Annotated in this window: 18 protein-coding genes; 9 read left to right on the top strand and 9 right to left on the bottom strand. The window is 40.1% G+C overall.

From position 1 onward, the window contains the following. Positions 1-30: 30 nt before the first annotated feature. The gene (locus tag H6G28_RS03560; protein ID WP_190669014.1) at positions 31-1,509 is read right to left on the bottom strand and encodes an integrase; all 1,479 of its coding nucleotides are present in this window, start codon (positions 1,507-1,509) and stop codon (positions 31-33) included. 121 nt (positions 1,510-1,630) lie between these two features. On the opposite strand from H6G28_RS03560, the gene H6G28_RS03555 reads away from it, so the two are divergent. The 6 genes from H6G28_RS03555 to H6G28_RS37920 all read left to right on the top strand — a co-directional run bounded on the left by H6G28_RS03555 (position 1,631) and on the right by H6G28_RS37920 (position 5,204). Next, positions 1,631-2,275, top strand: a complete 645-nt coding sequence (locus H6G28_RS03555; protein ID WP_190590246.1) for a sporulation/spore germination protein — start codon at positions 1,631-1,633, stop codon at positions 2,273-2,275. Between the two features lie 331 nt (positions 2,276-2,606). Continuing rightward, a complete protein-coding gene (locus H6G28_RS03550) occupies positions 2,607-2,882 on the top strand; it encodes a type II toxin-antitoxin system TacA family antitoxin (protein ID WP_190590245.1) in 276 nt (91 codons plus the stop codon). Further along, a complete protein-coding gene (locus H6G28_RS03545) occupies positions 2,875-3,390 on the top strand; it encodes a GNAT family N-acetyltransferase (RefSeq protein WP_190669012.1) in 516 nt (171 codons plus the stop codon). The genes H6G28_RS03550 and H6G28_RS03545 overlap by 8 nt, the downstream gene beginning before the upstream one ends. Before the next feature lie 229 nt (positions 3,391-3,619). Beyond that, positions 3,620-4,000: a helix-turn-helix domain-containing protein gene (locus H6G28_RS03540; protein ID WP_190590243.1), complete on the top strand. Its 381-nt coding sequence runs from the start codon at positions 3,620-3,622 to the stop codon at positions 3,998-4,000. Positions 4,001-4,107: 107 nt separating this feature from the next. After that, entirely contained in the window at positions 4,108-4,395 is a 288-nt protein-coding gene (locus H6G28_RS03535; RefSeq protein ID WP_190669010.1) for a GIY-YIG nuclease family protein, read from the top strand. Between the two features lie 452 nt (positions 4,396-4,847). After that, positions 4,848-5,204: a hypothetical protein gene (locus tag H6G28_RS37920; protein WP_524538603.1), complete on the top strand. Its 357-nt coding sequence runs from the start codon at positions 4,848-4,850 to the stop codon at positions 5,202-5,204. 46 nt (positions 5,205-5,250) lie between these two features. Here H6G28_RS37920 and H6G28_RS03525 read toward each other — a convergent pair whose 3' ends face one another. From H6G28_RS03525 to H6G28_RS37265, 4 genes are all read right to left on the bottom strand, one after another. After that, on the bottom strand, positions 5,251-7,080 hold the full coding sequence (locus tag H6G28_RS03525) for an SUMF1/EgtB/PvdO family nonheme iron enzyme (RefSeq protein ID WP_190669008.1): 1,830 nt from the start codon (positions 7,078-7,080) through the stop codon (positions 5,251-5,253). A 52-nt stretch (positions 7,081-7,132) separates the two neighbouring features. Then, entirely contained in the window at positions 7,133-7,510 is a 378-nt protein-coding gene (locus H6G28_RS03520; protein ID WP_190669006.1) for a Pepco domain-containing protein, read from the bottom strand. 109 nt (positions 7,511-7,619) lie between these two features. After that, positions 7,620-7,892, bottom strand: coding sequence for a helix-turn-helix domain-containing protein (locus H6G28_RS03515; RefSeq protein ID WP_190669004.1), 273 nt, complete (start codon positions 7,890-7,892; stop codon positions 7,620-7,622). Positions 7,893-8,002: 110 nt separating this feature from the next. Beyond that, positions 8,003-8,131, bottom strand: a complete 129-nt coding sequence (locus H6G28_RS37265) for a hypothetical protein (RefSeq protein ID WP_277883216.1) — start codon at positions 8,129-8,131, stop codon at positions 8,003-8,005. 255 nt (positions 8,132-8,386) lie between these two features. Here H6G28_RS37265 and rsmA point away from each other — a divergent pair, with 255 nt between their 5' ends. After that, positions 8,387-9,229, top strand: a complete 843-nt coding sequence (gene rsmA, locus H6G28_RS03505; RefSeq protein WP_190669002.1) for a 16S rRNA (adenine(1518)-N(6)/adenine(1519)-N(6))-dimethyltransferase RsmA — start codon at positions 8,387-8,389, stop codon at positions 9,227-9,229. After that, positions 9,222-10,169: a 4-(cytidine 5'-diphospho)-2-C-methyl-D-erythritol kinase gene (gene ispE, locus H6G28_RS03500; protein WP_190668999.1), complete on the top strand. Its 948-nt coding sequence runs from the start codon at positions 9,222-9,224 to the stop codon at positions 10,167-10,169. The genes rsmA and ispE overlap by 8 nt, the downstream gene beginning before the upstream one ends. A 192-nt stretch (positions 10,170-10,361) precedes the next feature. Here the strand turns inward: ispE and H6G28_RS03495 are convergent, their stop codons facing one another. Continuing rightward, a complete protein-coding gene (locus H6G28_RS03495; protein WP_190590235.1) occupies positions 10,362-10,652 on the bottom strand; it encodes a hypothetical protein in 291 nt (96 codons plus the stop codon). A 178-nt stretch (positions 10,653-10,830) separates the two neighbouring features. Here H6G28_RS03495 and H6G28_RS03490 point away from each other — a divergent pair, with 178 nt between their 5' ends. Then, positions 10,831-11,154 (top strand): DUF3082 domain-containing protein, encoded by a 324-nt coding sequence (locus H6G28_RS03490; RefSeq protein WP_190590234.1) that lies wholly within the window; start codon positions 10,831-10,833, stop codon positions 11,152-11,154. A 46-nt stretch (positions 11,155-11,200) separates the two neighbouring features. Here the strand turns inward: H6G28_RS03490 and H6G28_RS03485 are convergent, their stop codons facing one another. The 3 genes from H6G28_RS03485 to H6G28_RS03475 form a co-directional block, all read right to left on the bottom strand. Then, positions 11,201-12,028 carry a response regulator transcription factor gene (locus H6G28_RS03485; RefSeq protein ID WP_190590233.1) on the bottom strand — a complete coding sequence of 276 codons (828 nt, stop codon included), beginning with the start codon at positions 12,026-12,028 and terminating at the stop codon, positions 11,201-11,203. A 153-nt stretch (positions 12,029-12,181) separates the two neighbouring features. Then, on the bottom strand, positions 12,182-13,477 hold the full coding sequence (locus tag H6G28_RS03480; protein ID WP_242054441.1) for a PAS domain-containing sensor histidine kinase: 1,296 nt from the start codon (positions 13,475-13,477) through the stop codon (positions 12,182-12,184). Positions 13,478-14,291: 814 nt separating this feature from the next. Continuing rightward, the gene (locus H6G28_RS03475; protein WP_190668997.1) at positions 14,292-16,046 is read right to left on the bottom strand and encodes a response regulator; all 1,755 of its coding nucleotides are present in this window, start codon (positions 16,044-16,046) and stop codon (positions 14,292-14,294) included. Positions 16,047-16,057 lie beyond the last annotated feature (11 nt).

The following is a 16,057-nucleotide window of genomic DNA, read 5'->3' as shown; positions in this document are numbered from 1 at the left end:
ATCTGAGTCTTTCTAAGATGAAATTTCGTCTTATATTTCTTGATTTAGCAATTCACCCAATTGATGCTTAATCAATAAACCTTTGAGGGTGGCATTTTCAGCTTTCAAGGCTGTGTTTTCTGCTTCTAGTTCTTTAATTCTTTCTTGTAAAGCTTCTTTAGTTGTACCTTGTCGATGAATGACAACTTCTTGATAAATCGCTAAATTTGCATCTTCATTCATCCAACGTTGATAAGTTTTTGTATGCTCTTGGACTGTATGCCCCATGTAATCAGCCATTGTTTTGATTGGCACTCTTAAACGATGACCGCGAATTGCATAGGCATGACGCAAATCGTAAGGTTTAAATCCGACCTCGGCATTTCTAAATCTAACTTGCAGTTTGGCAGTTTTATTATTCAAAGTACCTGTATGACAAGGCAATTTAATATTTTTTAAATCAAACAATTCTACCCAATGGGGATGTAGGGGGGGAATACCACAACTGCGTTCACCAGTTTTTGTCCCGTCAGTCAAGCTAGGATTTAATTTTACTAAATGAAAGGTGTTAGCTGTATCCATAAAAGCATCTATATCAACAGCAAATAATTCATGGGGTCTTAAACCATAGGTAGCTAACATCCCATAAGCCCATTGCCATTGTTCTGGTTCTGTCAAATTCTCTTTACTGGCATATACTGATAATGGGCTACCAATTTTGATAAATCCCTGAATAATCTCTTCATCGGTGGGGACTTTTCGCAGTGTGGGATGGGGTTTGGGGGTGGCGTAACTATAAATTGTGGCAAAGTTGGTAATTCCGCAAAACTCACAAAACTTTTTCAATTGCCAAACTAAGAAAAAGCGCGATGAGGTGTTAGGTTTAGTCTTTTCTAATGCTGCTTCTAATGCTTGGGCAGACATGGGAATATCTGGGGGTAATTTTTTAAGATGACGCAGATAATGAGTTTCCCAGGTGCGGATGCCTTGGCGGTTTTTTTCATGAGTTTTCCAAAATTGGCGCTCGTATTCTTGAATTAATTCACTGATGAGTTTGGTAGATTTTTCTGGGGCTGTGGGTTCAATTTTTTGGGCTTGTTTACCCAGTAGTTCAGCAGTCCATTGAAATTGTTTAGTGATTAATAATAAGTCTAGTTCTCGCGCCTTTAAAACTGCCATTTTCAGCCCGGTATCATTGGCAGCAAATCCACAAGAAATGGTATATTGTTTGTTAGGACTACCTTGTTTACCAATGTCACCTGGTCTACAAGGAAATGTCCCTTGTAAGCCGATGGTTTTATGACTGGTTAATTTCAGTTTGACTTTAACTTTTTCTAAGTTTAATGCTGAGTTAGCTTGCTGAATGGCATATTTAATTCTTAAATATTCTCGTTCAATTTTGGCAAATTCATCTGATGCAGGGTGTTTGGCTTTCCACTGCTTCCATTTAGAGGGTTCCCATTGGTCAATTGTGATACTCTCCCATTCAGCTTTACGGGGGTCGTAGGTGCTGGTGGCGTTACTGGGCATGATGATCTAATTTGAAGATAAGTAATCAGAGTATAAGAATTAAAGTAATACTATTGGCAAATTTATACGGAATTGATACCAATGACACTGAAGTTAAACAAGAGAGTATGGCAGTACAACTATGAGTCAAAGATATTTAATTCCATTAATTGTTGTGGCGATCGCAGCCAGTCTGGGCAGTTGTAGTTCTAATCCTACACCAACAGCCAGCAAAATTGATGACCAAGCCCCAACAACGGCCGCTCAACCTAGTCCAATTCCTAGCCAAAGCCCTAGTATGGCTCAACTACGAGACAAAAATCCCAAAATTGAGCCATTGGAAGCAACACCAAAAACTGAGACAAGTAACACTGTTAAAGCTACTCCCCGCAATACAAAAGTTGAGCCATTGGAAGCAGCGCCTAAAACCGAGACAAGTAACACTGTCAAAGTTACCCTCTACACCAGTGATGTTCAATGTCAAGAATTTATTCCCCAAAAGGTGGAAGTGTCAGCCACCGAACCTGTATCCAGCGCCATTGGTAAAATTGTCCAAGAACGAGACACCGCCGACTTTAGTTTGTCTGGTTATCGGGTGAATGTGCGAAATGGGGTAGCTACTGTTGATTTGCGTTTATCTCCCCAGTCTAAGCGCCAAATAGCTTCACTTTCTAGCTGCGAACAGTTTGCTTTATTTGGAAGTGTCCGCAAAACTTTGATGAGTAATTCTCAATGGAAAATTAAAGATGTGCGCTTTACAGAGAAGGGCGAAGACATCGTGCTTTAGTTATAGCAGAAGGCAGGAGGCAGGAGGCAGGAGGCAGGAGGAAAAGTCTTACTATTCCTGACACTCAAGCTTTGAAATTGTCCTAACATCTCTAACTACCGCTATATTTTTGATTCTGCTTTACTTTTATGGGTGGAGGCGCACAAGATAAAAATTGCGTTTCCACCCAACACTTATTTTTGTAGTTGAGAAATTTTGCGGTTTTCGGCGTATTATTTTGTTGGGTTACTACATGAGAAGCGATCGCACAGCATTCTGACTCCTGATTTCTGAATTCTCCTTACACATTGTTTGTATTGACATTGTATACACAAACCCATATATTTATAGTATGGAAAATCAAAATCGTAATATAACCATTAACATTCGCGCCCACCAAGCGCAACGAGATTTGATTGATTTAGCCGCAGAGGCTTTAGGTAAAAATCGCTCGGATTTTATGTTAGAAACTGCTTGTCGAGAAGCCCAAGCAATTTTATTAGACCGCAGATTATTTGTTTTAGATGATGAAAAATTCCAAGAGTTTATGGCAATTTTGGATGCACCACCATCAGTCAATGAAAACCTACGTCAATTACTAACAGAAAAAGCGCCTTGGGATGAATGAATCTCATCAAATATTGCAGCCTCCCCAACCAATTAAACCAGAACATAAGTTAACAGATTTTAATTCAGGTAATGCAGAATTAGATGAATGGTTGCAGAAACGAGCATTAAACAACGAAGCTAGTGGTGCATCCCGAACTTATGTTGTCACAATTGAGCAAAAAGTTATTGCTTATTATTGTCTCGCTAATGGTAGTGTATTGAATACCACTGCACCAGGGAAAGTTAGACGCAATATGCCAAATACAATTCCTGTGATGGTAATAGGCAGGCTTGCTGTAGACTCTAACTGGCAAGGAAAAGGAATTGGTCGAGCTTTAGTGCGTGATGCAGTAATTCGGACATTACAAGCTGCTAATATTGCGGGAATTAGAGCTATCCTTGTTCACGCAATGTCTGAGGAAGCCAAGCAGTTTTACGAGAGATGTGGTTTTGTTGCTTCACCTGTTGCACCTATGACGTTGATGATTACGGTGAAGGACGGGAAAGCAGCTTTTGGAATTGATTGATTCCCCAGTACCTGTAGGTATTTATGATGGTAGTTTGGGTGGAGGCGCACAACAGGTATCAGAAGCCACACGATAAATCTAAATTGTGCCGTAACCCAACACTAATTGCAGGGTTAATTTTTGTAGTTGAGAAATTTCGCGGTTTTCGGAGTATCATTTGTTGGGTTACGCTGTCGCTGCACCCAACCTACGGGAGAGGCGCAGATATAATTGGAAAAAGGTGAAGTAAATGCTGGAACTCCGCCCTATCCGAAATGAAGCTGATTATCGTGCAGTGCTTGATGAAATTGCACGGCTATTTGATGCCCAACAGAATACACCAGAATGCGATCGCTTGGAAGTTTTAACAACTTTGGTGGAAGTTTATGAACAGCAACATTATCCCATCATTCCACCAGACCCGATTGAGGCAATCTTATATTATCTTGAATCCCGTGGGTTATCTTGGCAGGATTTAGAGTCTATTATTGGAAATCGTGGGGAAGTGGCTCTTGTTTTGCATCGCCAGCAACCACTAACACTAGATATGATTCGGCGTTTGCATTCCTGTTTGGGAATTCCGGCGGAGGTATTGATTCAGCCATACTCTCTCCACAAAAATTCAGCTTGATTTATTGGGTTAAACTACGTTTCAGCTAACCTACAGGAGAGGCGATCGCACTAAGATAAGTTACACTCACAGTACTATAGTCATTTTTTCCCAATCGAGAATGATAAATGACCCAACAGTATTACATATACATTATGACTAATTCATACAACACTGTGCTTTATACAGGAATGACCAACAATCTACAAAGAAGAGTGTATGAACATAAAGAAAAGTTAGTGGAAGGATTTACGAAAAAATACAATATTAATAAGTTAGTTTATTATGAAATATTTGAAGATGCCTATATGGCAATTAGTAGGGAAAAACAAATTAAAGCAGGTTCTAGGCAAAATAAAATTGATTTAGTTAATAGTATTAATCAAGAATGGAAAGATTTATATAGTGAATTGTAATTTGTCATTGCGACCAAAGGGAAGCAATCTCCTCCTCTCGTTGGTTTCATGACTATTGCGATGGCTACCCTGCGGGAAGTCTTACGCCTACGTTACCTCGCCATGACAGAATATGCGATCGCTCTATTATGACATCATCAGTTCATTGTCATTGCGACCGAAGGGAAGCAATCTCATCTCCTCGTTGGTTTCATGATTCTGGCGATGGCTACCCTGCGGGAAGTCTTACGCCTACGTCGTTCCTCCTCGCCATGACAGAATGTGCAATCGCTCTATTATGACATCATCAGTTCGCTGTCATTGCGACCGAAGGGAAGCAATCTCATCCTCTCGTTGGTATTATGATTCTTGCGATCGCTTCGTCGCCTCGCCATGACAGAATCTTATTGAATTGGACAACTGTTCGACCTTGCAGCCTACCAAGCTATCCGACTCGGTTTGATATTCGGAGGTTGTCGCCTTCCTCGCTGGTTCAGGTCTGGACTCCTTGGTGTACGCTCGATAAATTCCCACTTACCGACTCTGACTTTGAGGAGTACTCACGCCACAGCAACCGCCACCACACGAAAACCCACATTGTTGTTACGATTCTCGCGCGTATTCCTGTTACGGTTGGCAGAACGGCAATTCCTGGCATTGTTGATCCAACTACCGCCACGCAGCAGCTAAAATCGACCAGCCCCATGCCCAAATTCTCAACAGGTGAGAAATTTGAGTTAAATGTAGTGTATAATAGTTTTGATATCGAGACACCAGATTTTGAAAAAATTTTTTACCGCCTGACGGCGGGGAAGAAGAGAAAAGAATAAGAAGTGCAAAGAGCAAAAGGGTAAGAGTGCAAAGGGCAAGGAATCCTCACGCCACAGCAACCGCCACCACACGAAAACCCACATAGTTGTCACGAGACTCGCGCGTAAGCCTGAGACGGCTGGCAGAACGGCAATACCAGGCATTGATGAACCAACTACCGCCACGCAGCAGCTTTATGTTATTATCTTTACCAGTTAACCACGCACTTCCATCTTCCGGTGCGTCTTGGTAATTTTCGTTATATACATCTTGACACCATTCATATACATTACCACACATATCACACAAACCAAAGGGATTTGCTGGAAATATTCCGACATTTGTTGTTTCCCCTCGATTTTTACCTTTGGGTGCAGCGCCGTAGGGATATTCACCGTTGTAGTTAACTAATTCTGGGGTGATGGTTTCCCCAAAATAAAACGGCGTTTTTGTATTTGCACGACAAGCATATTCCCATTCCGCCTCACTGGGTAGTCTATATTCACGTCCTGTTTTGTCACTCAATTTTTTACAAAACTCTACCGCATCATCCCAACTTACATTTTCTACAGGTCTTTTTTCGCCTTTGAATCGAGAAGGATTATTGTTGTTACCTATAATTTTTTGAAAAATATTCCCACCCATAACGGCTTGATACTGCGCCTGGGTAATAGGATATTTCCCCATGAAAAAACCAGGAACTTTTACTTCATGCTGTGGTTTTTCATTTGAATATCCGTCCCCTTCCGGTGAACCCATCATAAAGGTTCCCCCTGGTATCTGCACCATTTCTAAGGTGACACCATTTCCCAAGTCTTCTTCAAAATATTTTGCTTCGCAGTTGCGGCGGTTGGTGATGTTACCTGTTGCGTCTACCGTCACCGTTTCAAATCGAAAGGTTTTTAAGAAATTTCTTTCAACAGTAGATGTGCCTTTAGTAGACTGTTCAGCAGTAGAAATAGGTTGTGGTAAAGGTTGTTGTGGACGTTCCCAGCGTAAACGCTCAATTCTTTTAATTGCTTCAATTGGATCTCTATCATTTCCCGAAGCAGCAGCTAAAACGCGAATCCATAATTGTTCTGCTAAATCTAAATTTCTGTTGACTTCTGCTTGATAAGCATCTATTTTCAAAGTCGCAATATCAGCCAGGGTTGCATATCGCGGTACAAGAATCAGGTGCGATTTATTTACAGGTTCCGCAATAATATATGGTGTTTGCCTCGCACTTTTATGCTGACGCACAATTTCCGGCACACGAAAATTGAGGTGCTGGTTTAACCTTTCAACAGTGGCGCATTGTCCCCGAACTCCCAACCCTTCTAATAACGCCGTAGTAAAAGCACCTTGTTGCAACGCCTCAATTTCATAAGAATATTCCTGGGGACTACAGGAAAATATACTAATAACACCTTGTTGACGTGCTTCCTCAGCCGTCTGTCTCCCGATACCTTCACCCGCACGAGTTCCCAAACTGCGACAAGCATCTAAAATCAACACAACATTATCTGCACCACAACGCCGCAACCGTTCGGTGACAAAGTTAATGGGTATCGCTGTTTCTTCAATATCTGCGGGGTTCCCATCCAAAGGCATGAGATAATCACGTTCAGCATGGCGCATCCCATGTCCACTAAAAAAGAACCAAAAGTTATCACCTGCACCCATGAAGGGTTGATTAAATAACTCTAAAAATACGCGCCGCAAATTTGCACGGGTGGGACGAGTTGATTTTCCGCCAATATCAGGTGAGTCATCGCTGAAGAAAAATATCTTCTCAAACCCCGCCTCGGTGCGAAGAAACTGCTGGATTAATTCTGCATCCCGCTTGGCATAATTTAGCGGTTGCAGATAATCATACTGGTTAATGCCTACTGCGATCGCCCAATTTTTCGCCATCTGACTTAAAAGTGCTGAGTAAAAGTTTTGTCGTGTACGCAGTTCATGACGGCTACTTTGGTTCTTGTCGCTTGAATGTCAGCTTTATCGCACCTTTCCCACTGGCTTTTGCACCGCTACCAATTAACTTGACTTCTCCTTCGCCACCAATTTCTACTGATAGTTCAATTTCCTCAAGCTGCATTTTAGAACTTGCTTGCTGTTCAGCACGACTAAACAAGCGTCCTACTAGTTGCAAGAACTGAGTCATGTTCTGTTCTAATTTTTGCGCGGAGACGGGAACCGCATCCCCTTTTGTGCTGCTAGGTTCTTTGGCTTCGTCTCCCCAGCCTCGTGGGTTGTTAATTCCGCCTTTTGTCCCGTCAGGAATGGTAATTGGCGCTACGTCGTCGGTGACAATCAAAATGCTGTCTGGTGGTGTGTCTGACATATCTATGCTCGGTTTTTATTTAGCATTTTCGCATAAATATTTTGTATCACGTAGAAACACGGAGAGATTTTACATTAGATTATTAGTGATGCTTCAGATCCCCGACTTCTCAAAGAAGTCGGGGATCTTTCAGTACACCTGTTTTATCGAATGCAGATTTAGCTAATATGGAAGTTGAACGCTGATACCCTGTAGAGTAACTGGTGATGATGAAGTGCGATCGCCTAAATTTCTCGTAAGATAAATCATCAAGTAACTTGTTCTTTCTGGGTAAGTGCATTGCTTGAGCCAGTTCAGTTAGCGATATTTCTAGTGGTTCAGGAAAGTCTTTGAGTAAAATTTCTCCAGGATGACTAGGAGGACGATATTTAGGTATTCTCATGATTATGTACCTCAATCATGATAATCTACTATTTCTACTTCACAAGCTCCTTCATTTGTCCACACAAAACATATTCGATATTGCTTGTTAAGTCTAATACTATGCTGACCTTATCTGTCACCTTGTAATGCTTCTAATTTATTACCGAGAGGTATTTTCATATCATCTAAAGAAATTGCAGTAAAGATTAATCTTTGTAGGTGGCGTTGGAGACGCACAACAGATATCAAAAGCAACACGATAAATTTAAATTGCAGCGTTCATTTTTGTAGTTGAGAAATTGTGCCTTTTTCGGCGTATCATTTGTTGGGTTACGCTGTCGCTCCACCCAACCTACGGGAGATAGCTTTTGAACATCAACCAATACCACATTTTTTTGTAATGTCAATCTAAAACCTACTATCCGTTATAAAAAACAACATTTAAAAGTAAGCAAAAAGTAAGAAATGGATTTTTCGTTAAACGCCCAAAACTTTACAGGACAAGAAAAGTAGATGGTACGACCGCGCAAGGTTTTTGCTCAACATTGGCTCAAAAGTGACAAGGTACTCAACGCAATTGTGCAGGCGGCAGATTGTAGTACAAATGACCGCATCCTGGAAATCGGGCCGGGTACAGGCATTTTGACTCGGCGTTTATTACCTTTGGTAGAAGCTTTAGTAGCAGTCGAAATTGATAGAGATTTATGTAAGTTATTAGTCAAAGAATTAGGAAGTAAAGAGAATTTTTTATTATTACAAGGTGATTTTTTGGAGTTAGATTTAGCAGCGAATTTAACAGCGTTTCCCAAATTTCAAAATGCGAATAAAGTAGTGGCGAATATTCCTTACAATATTACTGGGCCAATCATCGAAAAATTATTAGGAACAATCGCCAATCCTAACCCTAAACCATTCGATTCGATAGTGCTATTAATTCAAAAAGAAGTAGCAGAAAGATTGTATGCTAAAGCTGGGTCAAAAACCTTTGGCGCTTTATCAGTTAGGGTGCAGTATCTAGCAGAATGTGAGTTAATTTGTCCAGTTCCGGCTAGTGCATTTTACCCAGCGCCAAAAGTAGACTCGGCTGTTGTTAGGTTGCGTCCGCGTCAACTAGAAACTTTAGCTAACGACCCACGCAGATTAGAGAATCTGATAAAGTTAGGTTTTGGGTCAAAGCGCAAAATGTTGCGGAACAACTTGCAATCTGTAATTGACCGCGATCGCCTGACCCAATTACTGGAACAATTAGAAATAAATCCCCAAGCCAGAGCTGAAGAAATCAGCACTCAGCAATGGGTAACTCTGAGTAACCTACTCAGCACTTTTAACTCAGCACTCAGCACTCAAGATGCGTAGTTACACCCTCATCGCTCCTGCCAAAATTAATTTGTATCTGGAAATCATTGGCGATCGCGCTGATGGTTATCATGAGTTAGTCATGATATTGCAAAGCATCGACCTCGCCGACAAAATTTCTGTCCGCGCCATCAGTGAACAAATTATTCGCGTCCACTGTAACCATCCCCAAGTCCCCACCGATAAAACTAATCTCGTCTATCGCGCCGCCGAATTAATGACCAAACAATTTCCTGAAGCGGCGGCGAAACATGGGGGAGTGGAAATTACATTAGAGAAAAATATTCCCGTCGCGGCTGGGTTGGCGGGAGGTTCCACAAACGCGGCGGCGGTATTAGTCGGGATAGATTTATTGTGGAACTTGGGACTGACTCAAACCGAAATTGAAGAGTTGGGTGCTACTTTAGGTTCAGATATACCATTTTGTGTCGCAGGTGGAACAGCGATCGCTACAGGTAGAGGAGAACAACTCGCACCACTGCCAAATTTAGATCATATATATATAGTATTGGCGAAATATCGTAGCCTAGAAGTATCTACCCCTTGGGCATACAAAACCTATCGTCAAGAATTTGGTCATACATATCTCAAAGACACCGAAGATTTAGCCGCGCGTGCAGCCGCAGTTCATTCCGGTGAAATAGTCCAAGCAATAGTTCGTAAAGATGCAACAGAAATTGCTCAAAAACTGCACAATGATTTAGAGCGTGTAGTTTTACCTGCTTATTCTCAAGTCATGCAACTGCGAGAACTGTTTGCAACTCAACCAGGAGTTCTCGGAACTATGATGTCTGGTTCTGGGCCGAGTGTGTTTGCAATTGTCGAGTCGGAACCCGAAGCACAAGCAGTCAAACAATTTATCAGAGAAGCAATTCCCGACGAAGATTTAGAATTGTTTGTGACTCGTACCATTACACACGGCATTCAGATAGCATCTTAAAAAGTGAAGAGTGCTGAGTTGAAAGTGCTGAGTGCTGAGTTGAAAGACCGTCCACAATTCATCGTGGTATCAACCTTCTCCTGATTATAAGATTCCACCCACAAGGGACGGGGAATTTACCGAGTGCGAAAGTGCTTCCTTCCTCTTTTTCTTACTCAGCACTCAGTACGGTAAAAAGTAAAAAGTGTTTGTTCAAACTAAGCCAAACTGATTCTGAACTTTGAATGCAACAATACCAAGCAAGACAACAAGTCCTAAAGCTCTGCGAAAATAATTTACACCTTCAAACAATTCTAGCCAAGCCCAAGTAAACAAAGAGCCAGTCGCCAGGGTATCAAACACTAGATGGATTTTCCCAGTCGAAAAAATTAGCGACAATATACTTGTGACAAACCACACAATCAGAGGTAAGTTTGGCATTTGAGCAATGACAATATTACCATTGCGATCACGGAAGGTTTTATCGACTAATGTATTGTCCATAATTTTCGCTGGGAGTTGTTTAATCCAATTAAAACATTCAGACACATCCCAGCCCAATGTATCTAATTGCTGATATTGGGGCAGTTCAGATATGTCTGTATGGGTATATTCAGATTAATGCAGCAAGCAAGATACAATTGTGGACATAGCTGAGACGCGATGGAATTTTTCTGATTGTATGAGTGACCAAAATATCACACCCCAAGAAACCACAACACCAACTCAAGTATCACCACTGCGCTGCATTACAGGCGCAATCATTTCTAGTGGATTAGCATATACTTTATATTCGCTGATGATTGCGATCGCTACTAACTTCGCCAGCAAACCACTCCATTCTCAAAATGAACTCGTCATCAAGATTAGCTCTGCGGTACGCACCTTAGTTGTGGGGATAGTTGCTTTAGGTAGCGGCATATTTGGGATAGTAGCGATCGGTTTAATCGCTCTAGCTGTGCAACTATTAATACAGCAGTTCTCAGCTAAACCAAAAAGCAACTAAATAAACTTTTATCTCCCTTGTCTCCCTTGTCTCCCCTTCCGCCATACTATCTCTGACTCACATGCAAGCACTTTTCCAACTGAGTGCAAGTATTCAGAAGCTGCTGCTTTTTTCGCCAATATTTGGGAGGTATGCCATGATGCTGGCGAAATTGACGAGAAAAGTGACAAGCATTTTGATAACCCAAAGCCAAAGCAATTTGTTCAACAGTTTGGCTGGTATCCTTGAGTAAAGAACGCGCCGCCATCATCCGCCGTTTCAAAATCCAGCCGTTGACAGTTTCTCCTGTTTGTTTGGCGACACGGTTAGTTAAATAAGCACGGGAGTAACCCACCGCTTCAGCAACTTTCGCTAAAGTAATTCCTTGGTGATAATTTGCTTCGATGTAGTCAAAAACTTGTTTGAGTTGGGGAACCGATGGGAAAATAGACTTTGGTGTTTCCGAGACAGTCACGTTTGCAGGTATAGGTTGTGATTGAGTCGCGTACCAATACCTCAGCAAAGCTTGTTTTTCTAACCGGGTTTGAATCGCCCTCAACAATTGCTCCACCGTTAAAGGTTTGGTAAGATAATCATCCGCGCCCAACTCCATACCTTTACGCAAAGCATCTTTAGTATCGCTACCAGTGAGAAACATAAACGGAATAATTGCTGTGAGTGGGTCTTGACGTAAATCATTTAAAACATCATAACCATCCCTATCCGGCATCGAGATATCACAGATGACCAAATCAGGTAAATTCTCTTGTGCTAACTGGATACCAATACGACCATTTTCTGCGCCGATGGTTTCATAACCCTCAGCTTGTAGACTTTCTAAAAAGAGATTGCGAGTAACAGCATCATCTTCAATGACTAAAATTGTGTGCATCATTGTTTCATCATTAGGATTTGTGGCAGGTTAAAAAACTCATTCAAAACTTTGATTATTTTCAGTACTGGGTGCTAAGTAAGGAAAAAATTTTCTGCACTTTGGTAAATATCACGTCACGCGATGCCTGTGGGAGTTCTTTTAACTCAGCACTCTTCATTTCATCGAGGGGAAAATAACTGTAAAAGCTGTGCCTACACCAACTTCACTTTTCACATCAATGTGACCACCATGTAAGTCAACTAGAGTTTTCACAATTGATAGTCCTAGTCCAGTACCCGGTAGATGAGCAATATTGCTACCTCGATAAAACGGCTCAAATAGTCGCTGTTGTTCTGCTATGGGTATACCAATACCTCTATCTACAACTTGGAAAATCACCTTCTCTGGTTCGCAGAAAAGTTTTAAATCTACCACCGCACCTGATGGAGAATATTTAATTGCATTGTCGAGCAAGTTTTTCAGAATCGGCGCTAGTAATTTTCTGTCGATAAAAGTAGTGCAGCAGGAACCTTGGCTATCAAAATTAATTTTGTTTTGACTATAGCAAGTATGAAATTGCGTGACTATCTCATGGCAAAACTGTACTAAATTCAGTGGTTGAGCCTCGATATGTAATTTAGCCGTTTCTGCTTTGGCAAATAACAAAATGTCGTCTAACATTTTGCTCAGTTGCTCGACGGCTGTTTGAATCCGCCCTAACAATGGTAGGGTTTTCTCAGTTGTCCATACATGGATGTGCTTTTTGAGTAAGCTATTAGAAAATGAAACTATATTTAGCGGTGTACGTAATTGGTGAGACACCATAGATAAAAATTGCGATCGCAGTTCGCCGAGTTGTTGTGATTTTTCTACAGCTTGGCTAAGTTCGGAAATGTCCCAAATACTCCAGACTCTCCCAATAATTTTTTCTTCTAGCCTCTGCGGTTGGGAGTATTGCGCGAAGATTCGACCATCTTTTAACTCTAAAATATCGTAGCGATCGCCTGTAAAATCACACCGCATCTCCCACATCGAATCACGTAATAACTGCGGCTGTTTCAGTTGATTTTCCAAAAAAGCTCGCCATTGCACGCTATCCCTTGATATTGTCAGAGAGTTGGGAACTTGCCACATCTCAATGAATTGTTGATTCACACTAACAATATCTGCTTCTAAACTAACTGCAATCACGCCATGAACCGTTGACTCCAAAATATACCGCAGTAAAGTCGCCGATTTTTCTAAACTCGATGTTTTCTGCTTCAGGGTTAACACTTCTTGCTGTAAATGTTTATTAATTTCTTGTAATTCCGCAATTAAATTGTGCATATTTAGTTCTAATATTTCATCACTCTCACACCTAAAAATGTAGTTCAATTCCCAGGCTTGACCAACAAATGTCAACTCGGATTGTGGTTTATGTACTAATTTAAAGATGGAACTAACTAACGTGTAACCGTCAGCCTGCATATCCCGCACTCCTTTTAACTAGTTGACAATCAAGCTATATAAATAGCCTGAATAGATGGCAATAGCTGAAGTGGAAATTAAAAATTAATTGAAATTGCTGATTTATTTAAAAATATTCTACCAATAAAAGGATATCACTTTTACTTTCTTGATATAAAAAAATATTGCTTACTAAAAAGTATTTTTTTATATAGATAATATAAAGTCAACTTCATTTAGACTACTAATTCAGTAGCCAGCCGCAGTATAAATAGCTTGTTTTTTATCAAAGAGTATTAGATATCTCAGCTTACTCACCAAGTCAATAATTAGTAAGAGATTAAATCTAAAAACTATACATTTATCTCACAATTTTGAATATGAATAGACTCAAATAAAATCCCAGAATAACGAAGGTGTTATAAACTAACATAAATTTATTACTTAGTTTTGTGCATATAATATTTAATTTTTCAAATTTTACTCCCTAGGGAATCTAACTATAAAATAATCAGCATAATCATCTGCCTCTAGATATAAATAAATCGATGAATCAGCTAAATTAAGCACTAAAATAGGCAAATAACAACATATACATCTATCTTAAGAAATAAAAAGAAATAATTTTGTATGTGTTTTAAAACACATAAAATTAATTCTGTTGACAAAAAAATCGCAGAGAGAGTCAAACATTGATGATTTTTCAGATCATGTAATACCCCTGCATTGTTGGTATTTCTTCAAAACAGTAGAGAGTTATTATTTTCCTCTGATTGCGGAGATAGAAAAACTTTATGAAATACAGACTCAACAGCCTGTCTCCTCACCTCAATAATTATTGAGATTCCGTCGGCAACGGTAAAACCAAAGTAAAACAAATCTCTTTTGGGCGCGATTCCACAAAGATAGAACCCCCCAAATGTTCTACGAGTTTTTTCACCAATGCCAACCCCAAACCAGTGCCGCCAGACGTTAAATGTCCTATATTGGGGATGCGGTAGAACTTATCAAAAATGCGAGATAGTTCAGCTTCAGGAATTTCTACACCAGAATTAATCACGCAAAGATGCAGGTGATTATTTTGATGGGAAGCAGTGATTGTGATAGTTTCTCCCGCAGGCGTGTACTTACAGGCATTTTTAACCAACTCACGCAGAATGCGACTCAGGCTAGATATATCAGTAGTTAGCAATGGTAAATCAGGAGGTAGTTTAATTTGCACATTCTGGTGCTGTTGTTGAGATTGAATAATAAATACTTCGATGCTGTAGGGAATCCAATCACCCAAGTTAATCGTCGTCAATTGTAAGGGATAAAACTCAGCATTTAAATACTGCAAATCTAGTAAATCTTGAATTAACTGGAGTTCACCTTGGCACTCTTCATGTAAAATTGTTAAGTATTGCAATATCTTGGGATTATGATGATTTACATTTGTTAATTCAGTTTCTAGTAATTGGATAAATGATTGAATATTCGCTATAGGATTGCGTAATTCGTGAGAGATAGAACAGAGAAAATCATCTTTTAATTGATTGAGCTTTTGTAACTCTTCAACTTGTGCTTGAGCCGCTTGATAAAGTCGAGCTTGACGGAGTGCGATCGCACATTGATTTGCTAACTGTTTAACTAACCTAACTTCCAGTTCATCAAAGGCTTTGGCTGCTGATTTAAACAACCACAAACTCCCCAGAGTTTTTTGATTATCAAAAATTTGACATAATAAAATTGCATATTTTCGCTCAACTTTATCCTCACCGTTGAGAAAGTACCAGCAAAATTGCGTACTGTGTTTTGTCCGCATTGTTGTGGGGAATTCCACCCAACTCTTTATTTGCTTAATACAAGTCACTCCCCAGTCAGGTTCACTATCTTTGTTATATTCATAGGCAACAGCACAAGTTTTTAAATCATTGGTACAAATAGTTGCATAACAGCAATCTAGCTCTAAACCAACTACCAACTCTGCCACTGCTGCTTGCCAAATATGTTTCTCATCTAAACTATCACGAACTGTATCTGTAATACGTTTTAATCTTCCCTCAAACTCTAGTGATCTTTGTAACTCCGCAGTTCTTTGGATAATTTGTTGTTCAAAACATCGGTTCAGTTCTTGCAAAGCTGCTTGTGCTTGTTGACGTTCTTGAATTTCTTGCTGTAAGTGTTTGTTTTGCGCCAAGAGCATTTTTCGCTGCTCATAAATAATCAACTGATTCTGCACTCTCGCTAATACTTCTGACTCTTGAAAAGGTTTAGTAATGTAATCTACTCCACCTAGTTCAAAAGCTTTAATTTTATCTGTAATTTGGTCTAATGCACTAATAAAAATTATAGGAATATTAGCAGTTTTTTCTTGCCGTTTTAATTGTTGACATACTTCATACCCACTGATTTCTGGCATGTTAATATCAAGTAAAATCAAATCAGGTGGTTCTAGCTGTGCAGCTTGAATTGCCATCTTAGCACTGACAGTTTTTTTGACCTTAAATCCGTGAGCTTCCAGGATTTTTGCTAATAAGCGTAAATTATCTGGTGTATCATCAATGAGTAAAATCAAAGCAGAATCAATTGTCAATTTTGATAAAGACATAATTTATTGGT

The organism is Nostoc sp. FACHB-190 (assembly GCF_014696905.1).
Taxonomy (GTDB): Bacteria; Cyanobacteriota; Cyanobacteriia; order Cyanobacteriales; family Nostocaceae; genus Nostoc_B.
Note: the sequence above shows the minus strand (reverse complement) of the source record. Positions and strands in the feature narration are given on the sequence as shown.

Coding starts and splice junctions, on each gene's coding strand:
- H6G28_RS03560 (WP_190669014.1), bottom strand. CDS start 1,509: ATGCCCAGTAACGCCACCAGCACCTACGACCCCCGTAAAGCTGAATGG.
- H6G28_RS03555 (WP_190590246.1), top strand. CDS start 1,631: ATGAGTCAAAGATATTTAATTCCATTAATTGTTGTGGCGATCGCAGCC.
- H6G28_RS03550 (WP_190590245.1), top strand. CDS start 2,607: ATGGAAAATCAAAATCGTAATATAACCATTAACATTCGCGCCCACCAA.
- H6G28_RS03545 (WP_190669012.1), top strand. CDS start 2,875: ATGAATGAATCTCATCAAATATTGCAGCCTCCCCAACCAATTAAACCA.
- H6G28_RS03540 (WP_190590243.1), top strand. CDS start 3,620: ATGCTGGAACTCCGCCCTATCCGAAATGAAGCTGATTATCGTGCAGTG.
- H6G28_RS03535 (WP_190669010.1), top strand. CDS start 4,108: ATGACCCAACAGTATTACATATACATTATGACTAATTCATACAACACT.
- H6G28_RS03525 (WP_190669008.1), bottom strand. CDS start 7,080: ATGGCGAAAAATTGGGCGATCGCAGTAGGCATTAACCAGTATGATTAT.
- H6G28_RS03520 (WP_190669006.1), bottom strand. CDS start 7,510: ATGTCAGACACACCACCAGACAGCATTTTGATTGTCACCGACGACGTA.
- H6G28_RS03515 (WP_190669004.1), bottom strand. CDS start 7,892: ATGAGAATACCTAAATATCGTCCTCCTAGTCATCCTGGAGAAATTTTA.
- rsmA (WP_190669002.1), top strand. CDS start 8,387: ATGGTACGACCGCGCAAGGTTTTTGCTCAACATTGGCTCAAAAGTGAC.
- ispE (WP_190668999.1), top strand. CDS start 9,222: ATGCGTAGTTACACCCTCATCGCTCCTGCCAAAATTAATTTGTATCTG.
- H6G28_RS03495 (WP_190590235.1), bottom strand. CDS start 10,652: ATGGACAATACATTAGTCGATAAAACCTTCCGTGATCGCAATGGTAAT.
- H6G28_RS03490 (WP_190590234.1), top strand. CDS start 10,831: ATGAGTGACCAAAATATCACACCCCAAGAAACCACAACACCAACTCAA.
- H6G28_RS03485 (WP_190590233.1), bottom strand. CDS start 12,028: ATGATGCACACAATTTTAGTCATTGAAGATGATGCTGTTACTCGCAAT.
- H6G28_RS03480 (WP_242054441.1), bottom strand. CDS start 13,477: ATGCAGGCTGACGGTTACACGTTAGTTAGTTCCATCTTTAAATTAGTA.
- H6G28_RS03475 (WP_190668997.1), bottom strand. CDS start 16,046: ATGTCTTTATCAAAATTGACAATTGATTCTGCTTTGATTTTACTCATT.